Source organism: Mycobacterium sp. TH-M82 (assembly GCF_057473605.1).
This window is the reverse complement of the sequence record NZ_JBYCKY010000257.1, coordinates 1-6,443: the sequence shown is the minus strand read 5'-3', so window position 1 is coordinate 6,443 and position 6,443 is coordinate 1. Positions and strand designations below refer to the sequence as shown.

The 6,443-nt window shown below is 64.9% G+C and carries 9 protein-coding genes and 1 pseudogene; 7 read left to right on the top strand and 3 right to left on the bottom strand.

Annotation, left to right across the window (positions count from 1 at the left end):
• From AC2VON_RS08075 to AC2VON_RS08060, 4 genes and pseudogenes are all read left to right on the top strand, one after another.
• Positions 1-188: hypothetical protein (locus AC2VON_RS08075; protein ID WP_486952482.1), on the top strand; the 188-nt coding region annotated here is incomplete at its 5' end.
• Positions 185-475, top strand: a complete 291-nt coding sequence (locus AC2VON_RS08070; RefSeq protein WP_486952481.1) for a type II toxin-antitoxin system RelE family toxin — start codon at positions 185-187, stop codon at positions 473-475. The genes AC2VON_RS08075 and AC2VON_RS08070, both read left to right, overlap by 4 nt.
• Positions 472-645 carry a hypothetical protein gene (locus tag AC2VON_RS08065; RefSeq protein ID WP_486952480.1) on the top strand — a complete coding sequence of 58 codons (174 nt, stop codon included), beginning with the start codon at positions 472-474 and terminating at the stop codon, positions 643-645. The genes AC2VON_RS08070 and AC2VON_RS08065 overlap by 4 nt, the downstream gene beginning before the upstream one ends.
• A 40-nt stretch (positions 646-685) precedes the next feature.
• Positions 686-1,428: pseudogene (locus AC2VON_RS08060) on the top strand (MMPL family transporter); the annotation flags it as partial.
• 83 nt (positions 1,429-1,511) lie between these two features.
• Here the strand turns inward: AC2VON_RS08060 and AC2VON_RS08055 are convergent.
• The 3 genes from AC2VON_RS08055 to AC2VON_RS08045 all read right to left on the bottom strand — a co-directional run bounded on the left by AC2VON_RS08055 (position 1,512) and on the right by AC2VON_RS08045 (position 3,084).
• Positions 1,512-1,946 carry a PIN domain-containing protein gene (locus tag AC2VON_RS08055; RefSeq protein WP_486952479.1) on the bottom strand — a complete coding sequence of 145 codons (435 nt, stop codon included), beginning with the start codon at positions 1,944-1,946 and terminating at the stop codon, positions 1,512-1,514.
• Positions 1,930-2,163 carry an AbrB/MazE/SpoVT family DNA-binding domain-containing protein gene (locus tag AC2VON_RS08050; RefSeq protein WP_486952478.1) on the bottom strand — a complete coding sequence of 78 codons (234 nt, stop codon included), beginning with the start codon at positions 2,161-2,163 and terminating at the stop codon, positions 1,930-1,932. The genes AC2VON_RS08055 and AC2VON_RS08050 overlap by 17 nt, the downstream gene beginning before the upstream one ends.
• A gap of 141 nt (positions 2,164-2,304) precedes the next feature.
• Complete coding sequence (locus AC2VON_RS08045; protein ID WP_486952477.1) at positions 2,305-3,084, bottom strand: ArsR/SmtB family transcription factor; 780 nt, start codon at positions 3,082-3,084, stop codon at positions 2,305-2,307.
• 66 nt (positions 3,085-3,150) lie between these two features.
• Between AC2VON_RS08045 and AC2VON_RS08040 the strand changes: the two genes are divergently transcribed.
• The 3 genes from AC2VON_RS08040 to AC2VON_RS08030 all read left to right on the top strand — a co-directional run.
• Positions 3,151-3,918, top strand: coding sequence for a maleylpyruvate isomerase N-terminal domain-containing protein (locus AC2VON_RS08040; protein ID WP_486952476.1), 768 nt, complete (start codon positions 3,151-3,153; stop codon positions 3,916-3,918).
• 318 nt (positions 3,919-4,236) lie between these two features.
• The gene (locus AC2VON_RS08035) at positions 4,237-5,652 is read left to right on the top strand and encodes a 4Fe-4S dicluster domain-containing protein (protein WP_486952475.1); all 1,416 of its coding nucleotides are present in this window, start codon (positions 4,237-4,239) and stop codon (positions 5,650-5,652) included.
• Positions 5,653-5,712: 60 nt separating this feature from the next.
• On the top strand, positions 5,713-6,443 hold a 731-nt coding region (locus AC2VON_RS08030; protein WP_486952474.1), incomplete at its 3' end, for a molybdopterin-dependent oxidoreductase.

The window sequence follows — 6,443 nt, the reverse complement described above, 5'->3', positions numbered from 1 at the left end:
AAGCGGAGGCTGTCTTGCTGTCGGTGGATGACCTCGAGGGCATGGAGATGACGTTGGAAATCCTCGGTGATACCGATGCTGTCGCACGTGTCGCAGAGAGCTTGGCAGCCCTGAGACGTGGTGCGCCCGGCGCTGACCTGGCTACCGTGCGCCAAGACCTGACGCGGCGCCGGGCAACCGGCGGGTGACCGAACCGGAGCAGCGCTACGAGATCCGTTTCCAGCCTGCCGCGCGCCGAGCAATTGCTCAGCGCCTTCCGGAAGCTGTTGCCGCCGCAGTGTTGGAGTTTTGCGATGCCGCACTGGCGGTCAATCCTCAGCGGGTCGGCAAGCCGCTGTTCGGTCCTCTCGCCGGATGTTACGGCGCTCGCCGCGGCACCTATCGCATCGTCTACCAGATCGACGAGAACGGCCGCGTTGTCCACGTCCTCGATATTGATCACCGCTCGCAGATTTACCGCCGCCGACAACGGTGACCAGCGTCGATCTGGCGCTTGCGATCGAGGTCGCCACGAGACGGTGGTCGCGTGCCGGCATCCTCAACAACGAGACCCGTGACTGCACGCTCACCGTCGCGTGCCGGGATCCGGTTGAACATTGCGCAGCGAGCAATGCGCTGTCGGATGGCTGCGAGGCAATCCCGTGAGGATTCAGCCGGTCGTCACCCCGCGCTCGAAAATCCGGGGCCCGACGGCAAGGCCGCACGATTCATCGTGACCCACGAGGGCAACGCCATGGGGCCCGATGGCATCGAGCACGTCGAGAAGTTCCCCGACGCGATCAAGATCGCGCTCAAGGAGACCTCCCTGGCCGGCGCGAAGATTTACATCGGTGGTTCGGGCTCGAACAACTCCGACATTGCACAGTACGGACGGTCCGACCTGCTGATCGCCGCGATCGCGGCGTTCGTGCTGATCTTCCTGATCATGCTGGTCCTCACCCGAAGTCTGGTGGCGGCGTTGGTGATTCCAGGCACCGTGGCGTTCTCCTACGCCGGGGCATTCGGGTTGTCGGTACTGATCTGGCAGCATCTGATCGGGTTGCATCTGCACTGGATGATCCTGCCGCTGACGTTCATCATCCTGGTGGCGGTCGGTTCGACTACAACCTGCTGCTGATCGCCCGGCTCAAGGAGGAGCTCGGCGCCGGGCTCAACACCGGCCTGATTCGGGCACTGGGCAGCACCGGTGGTGTGGTGACCTCGGCCGGCCTGGTGTTCGCGTTCACCATGTTGGCGATGCTCGCCAGCGATCCGCGGACCATCGGCCAGGTCGGTTCCACCGTGTGCATCGGCCTGCTGCTGGACACCCTGGTCGTGCGCTCGTTCATCGTGCCGTCACTGGTACGGATCTACGGCCCGTGGTTCTGGTGGCCGACGATCGTGCGCCAGCGCCCGCCGCGGCAGCGTGATTCCGGCAACCGAGCTTAGGTTGGCGAGCCCGAAACGTCCTTGCAAGAAGTGCGGTGCGGCGGAGTAACGGTTCAAGCATGGTCCAGTTGTCTTCTTAGTGATCATTGCGAAATCGGCGATAGCAGCTCGTAGTTGACGGCGAGGACGCGATATGTCGATTCGGCTCGTCGGTCACATGTGACGAGCGGCAGCTTGTGCTTGCGGGCGGCTGCACCCACCAGACCGTCGTAGAGCGCACCGCCGGCCAAGCCCGCCATGGCCAACTCCCGCAATAGGTCCTTCGTATCCGTTGCGGACAGGAAGCGAGACTCGGGAAAATTCTTCTCCTCCAGTCGAAGTGCGGCAGCCGGACTAAGGCGGTGTGGTGGTGGCAACCGCGTGAGGACCGACAGTAGCTCGATCGCTGCATGTCCTGACATCCCACGGCGGCATGCCAGCAGCCGGGCTCTGGCGGCGAGGTGGAACGGGTTCTCACTCTGCACCAATGCAAGTGCTGCGCTGGTGTCGACCAGCACGTGTTCAGCGCTGGTCGGCAAGCCGCAACTCCCTGACCGCGTCAGCGTCAAGCTCTGGGCCGCCACTGGGTAACAGCAGAAGTCCGTCCTGCTCGATGAGGTTGTCGGCTGCCACGCTTTCGATGCGGACAGCGGCCCCGTCCAGGGAAATCTCTACCTCGCCCGCGGTAATGCCCGACTGCTCGCGAAGCGACTTTGGGATCACCAAACGTCCGGCCCGATCGATGGTAGTGCGCATGCCAGCATCCTACCATCATCGTGGTATCGATATCCTGCTGGAAGGGCTAGGATGAAATGCGTCATGCTGGCAGCCACTGCCGGTCTTTTCGCGTCCAACTGCCCGCTCCAGTAGACCGATGCGAGTTGGCCCCCGCGCCGATCAGTCCCAGTTTCCTGGCACGCCGAAGGTGTCGGCGAGCCCTCGGCGGCCGAGGTCGGTAAGCACCACCGCGCGACGCTGGTTGACGCGGCGTATCCAGTCCAGGTCGAACATGCGCTGGGTAAGCGCGGCCCCCAGAGGGCCGGCGAGATGGTGGCGTTGTTCAGACCAGTCCACGCAGTGGCGGATCATCGGCTTCTTGCGGCTCAGGTCGGCCAGGTCGATCCCGAAGGCGGCCAACGTATCTCGTCCAGTCGATGTCAGTTGGTAGGTCAAGTCGGCACCGCGCGCCGACAGCCGATCGGTGGCGGCTTCGTCGGGGCTGTAGCGCCCGTCGCCGGTGGTGAGCAAGCCCTGCTCGAGCAGCGCGCCCATGACCGCTACGCCGAGTCGCCCGGCGAGGTGGTTGTAACAGGTACGTGCCCGGCGCAGGGCGTGCGCACGCGTGCCCTGGCGCAACGAGCGGATCGGCTCGGGCGGAGAGATCCGGGCAAGTGCTTCCAGAGCTTCGGCCACCCCAGGGCCGGCCAGACGGAAGTAGCGGGCCCGACCCTGACGTTCGACGCTCACCAGTCTGGCGTCCACGAGCCGGGCGAGATGCTCGCTGGCGGTAGAGGCGGCTACTTCGGCCTCGGCGGCCAGCACGCCGGCCGGCAGCGCGCGCCCGTCGAGCAAGGCCATCAACACGCGTGCGCGAGCACGCTCGCCGACCAGCGCGGCAACGCTGGCGATATCAGCGTCACCGTGCCCGGCGAAAGCAACAGCAGGATCGGTGAACATGCCACCCACGATAGGCCGCGGATATTTCGGCGGCGGCCGAAGTAAGTCGGCATCACGATGGGTCTTATGAACACGATCGACACTGAACGGTTTCCGGAGTGGCAACCTTTCCTGGATGCGGTTGCGCAGCAGCAGCCCGACGCCGGCACGTGGTGTGAAGCCTGGACAGTGCGTGACCTTGTCATCCATATAGCCGGAGGCACCGAAGAACTCGCTCGCGTGCTGGGCAAACATCTGCAAGGCGAAAGGGCTGACACGCGCGGCTTTCATGAGCGCGAGGGACCGCTGCGTGCTTTGAACGACGCGGATCTCTGGGAGGCGCTACACGAGGCGATGGCCGCCTTCAACGAAGTGGCAGCAGCCGCCGACGACGTGCCCACCGACACCGACGTTGCCTGGGCCGGCCGCACGATGAAGGTGCCGTGGTTCGCCGAACACGTGCGAGAGGAGCTGGTTCTGCACGGCTGGGACATCACCGGCGATGACACAGCGGCACCGGCGCGACTGGCCCAACCGTGGATGACGACCCATAGTGTGGTCGCGGTGGGCCGGCCGCTGCTGGCTAAAGGAGCCCAACAGCTTGACCTTCCACCCGGCGAGCGATTCGAGGCCCGGCTGCGTGTCCGTGGGTCAAAAGACGTCTTGGTCACGGCTGAAAATGGCTCGACGTCGATCGCATTGGTGGAACCGGAGGGACCGGCGACACTGGAAACCGACGAAGCCGCACGTGTCCTGCTGTTATGGGGACGGCGGCCAGCTGACCCGTCTCGGATTCACAGTCGAGTCGGACCCGACACTCTCGGACGCGTTCGCCGACTGCTCAGCGGTTACTAAAGCGACACCAGCGTTCTCTAGCTGCCCCTGCGCACGCCGTACCCTGTTGAGCCGGTGGCTGTCCTCGTCACCAATCACCATCACTTCCACATCGCGCCAACGTCTTTCATGTGTTCACCTGTGATGTTGCGTACCGTTACCTGTATAGGTATGTTGGCGGTGATGGGCCAACGAAGCCAATCCCGCTCCAAAATCAGCCAAGCGGCTGTCGACTCCCCTCAAGTCGGACGATGGGTGAAGGTTCTCGACCAGACTCGCTGCATCGGCTGCCACGCGTGTAGCACCGCGTGCAAAAGCGAGAACGAGGTCCCGCTGGGCGTGAACCGGACCTACGTCAAGTCGGTGGATGTCGGCAAATTCCCGGAGACCCGCCGTGCGTTTCAGGTGACGCGATGCAATCAGTGCACCGACGCCCCGTGCGTGACCGCCTGCCCCACTCGGGCCATGTACAAGCGGCCCGACGGGATCGTCGACTTCGACAAGAACATCTGCATCGGCTGCAAAGCGTGCATGGCCGCATGCCCGTATGACGCCATCTTCATCAACCCGGAGGATCACTCCGCCGAAAAATGCAACATGTGCGCCCACCGCCTCGACGTCGGGCTGGAACCCGCCTGCGTGACGGTCTGCCCCACCGAGGCGATTCTTGTCGGAGACCTGGAGGATCCTTCGTCTAAGGTCGCCGAACTCATCAATCGTCGGCCTGCTCTGGTGCGACGACCGGAGAAGGAAACCGGGCCTGGGGTGTTTTACCTCGGTGCCCACCAGGCCACCCTGGACCCGCTGGCGGCGCGCCGGCCGGACGGCGGGTTGTACGCGTGGGCGACTCAGGGTCCCGCAGATCCGCAACTGGTGGCGGCGGGCCACCCGGTTCGTGCGGCCTCCTCAGCCGCAGCACTAGTGTCCTACGACATCCCCCATCGCGCGCCGTGGGGGTGGCGGGTGAGTCTCTACACCTGGACGAAGAGCCTTGCTGCCGGCCTGCTGATGGTGGCGGTCGGCCTGACGCTGATCGGCAAGAACAACTGGAACGATCCGTTGACACGATGGATCGCACCCGTTGGTTCGCTGGCGTTTCTGGCGATCACCGGCATCCTGTTGACCTGGGATCTAAAGCACCCGTTTCGCTTCTACCTGATCTTCACCCGACCGCAGTGGCGCAGCTGGCTGGTGCGCGGGGCATTCATGCTCGGCGGCTACGGCGGGGTCCTCGGCGTGTATCTGCTGGCTGTCATCTTCGATGTGGGGTGGTTGCAACGGGCCAGCGGAATCGTCGCAGTGCCCTCGGCGCTGGTCACCGCGTACTACACCGCTTTTCTGTTCGCCCAGGCCAAGGCCCGTGACTTGTGGCAAAGCGCTCTGCTGCCCGTGCATCTGACGCTGCAGGCGATATTAGCCGGCGCGGCCGGTCTGCTGCCGTTTCTGCTGGCCACAGGTTATGCCCCGCACCGTAGCCTGGTCGCCACCGAGATCATGATGGCGGTCGCCGCCGCGCACATTCTGGTGGTGTGGGCCGAGGTGGCGATGCCCCACGTCACCGCGCACGCACACCTGGCGATCGACGAGATGGTTCGGGGCCGGTTCGCGACGTTCTTCTGGGTCGGCATCGGCGGTGTCGCGGTGGCGGTTGCCGCGCCGTGGATCGGTTGGCCCGCGGTGCCGTGCGCGCTGATCGGACTGCTTGCCCACGAACACGCTTACATCCAGGCCGGGCAGGCGGTTCCGCTGGCCTAGGACGAACTCGACCTGATCGAGGCCTGATCTCGGCCTGATCGAGGAAGGAAACGGACAGCGATGCGGAAACGCGCAGCACCGGAGATCGACCAACTCGCCAGGCGGGTGTCGGCGGCCCGCCACGCCGTCGAACAGCGCGGCGAGACCTTCTATCAAGGTCCCAGCGCAGCCCATCTGGCGTCGTTTCCGCCCAAAGAGCGCTGGGACAACTGGACGGAGCTGGACTCGCGGTCCTGGCCGCGGCGCGTCGAGCACAGCTACCTGCTAGTGCCGACAACGTGTTTCAACTGTGAATCGGCCTGCGGGCTTCTGGCCTACGTCGACCGGGACTCGCTGCAGGTCCGCAAGTTCGAAGGCAACCCCGAACATCCCGGGTCGCGGGGGCGAAACTGCGCGAAGGGCCCGGCGACCATCAACCAAGTCACCGATCCCGACCGGATCCTCTACCCGCTCAAACGCGTCGGCCCTCGCGGTGGCGGACAGTGGCAGCGTGTCAGCTGGGATGAGGCGCTCGATGCGCTGGCGCAACGCCTGCGCGCCGCGATCACCGAGCACCGGCGAAACGAGATCATGGTGCACATCGGACGCCCCGGCGAGGACGGCTACACCGAACGGGTGCTGGCCAGCTGGGGCGTAGACGGCCACAATTCGCACACCAACGTCTGCTCAAGCGGGGGCCGCACCGGCTACCAGTTCTGGATGGGCATCGATCGACCCAGCCCCGACCACGCCAACGCCAAGGTGATCTACCTGATCAGTTCGCATCTGGAGACCGGGCACTACTTCAACCC

Excerpts from the sequence above, each read along its gene's own strand:
- AC2VON_RS08050 (WP_486952478.1), bottom strand. The coding sequence starts at position 2,163 with ATGCGCACTACCATCGATCGGGCCGGACGTTTGGTGATCCCAAAGTCG.
- AC2VON_RS08045 (WP_486952477.1), bottom strand. The coding sequence starts at position 3,084 with ATGTTCACCGATCCTGCTGTTGCTTTCGCCGGGCACGGTGACGCTGAT.
- AC2VON_RS08040 (WP_486952476.1), top strand. The coding sequence starts at position 3,151 with ATGAACACGATCGACACTGAACGGTTTCCGGAGTGGCAACCTTTCCTG.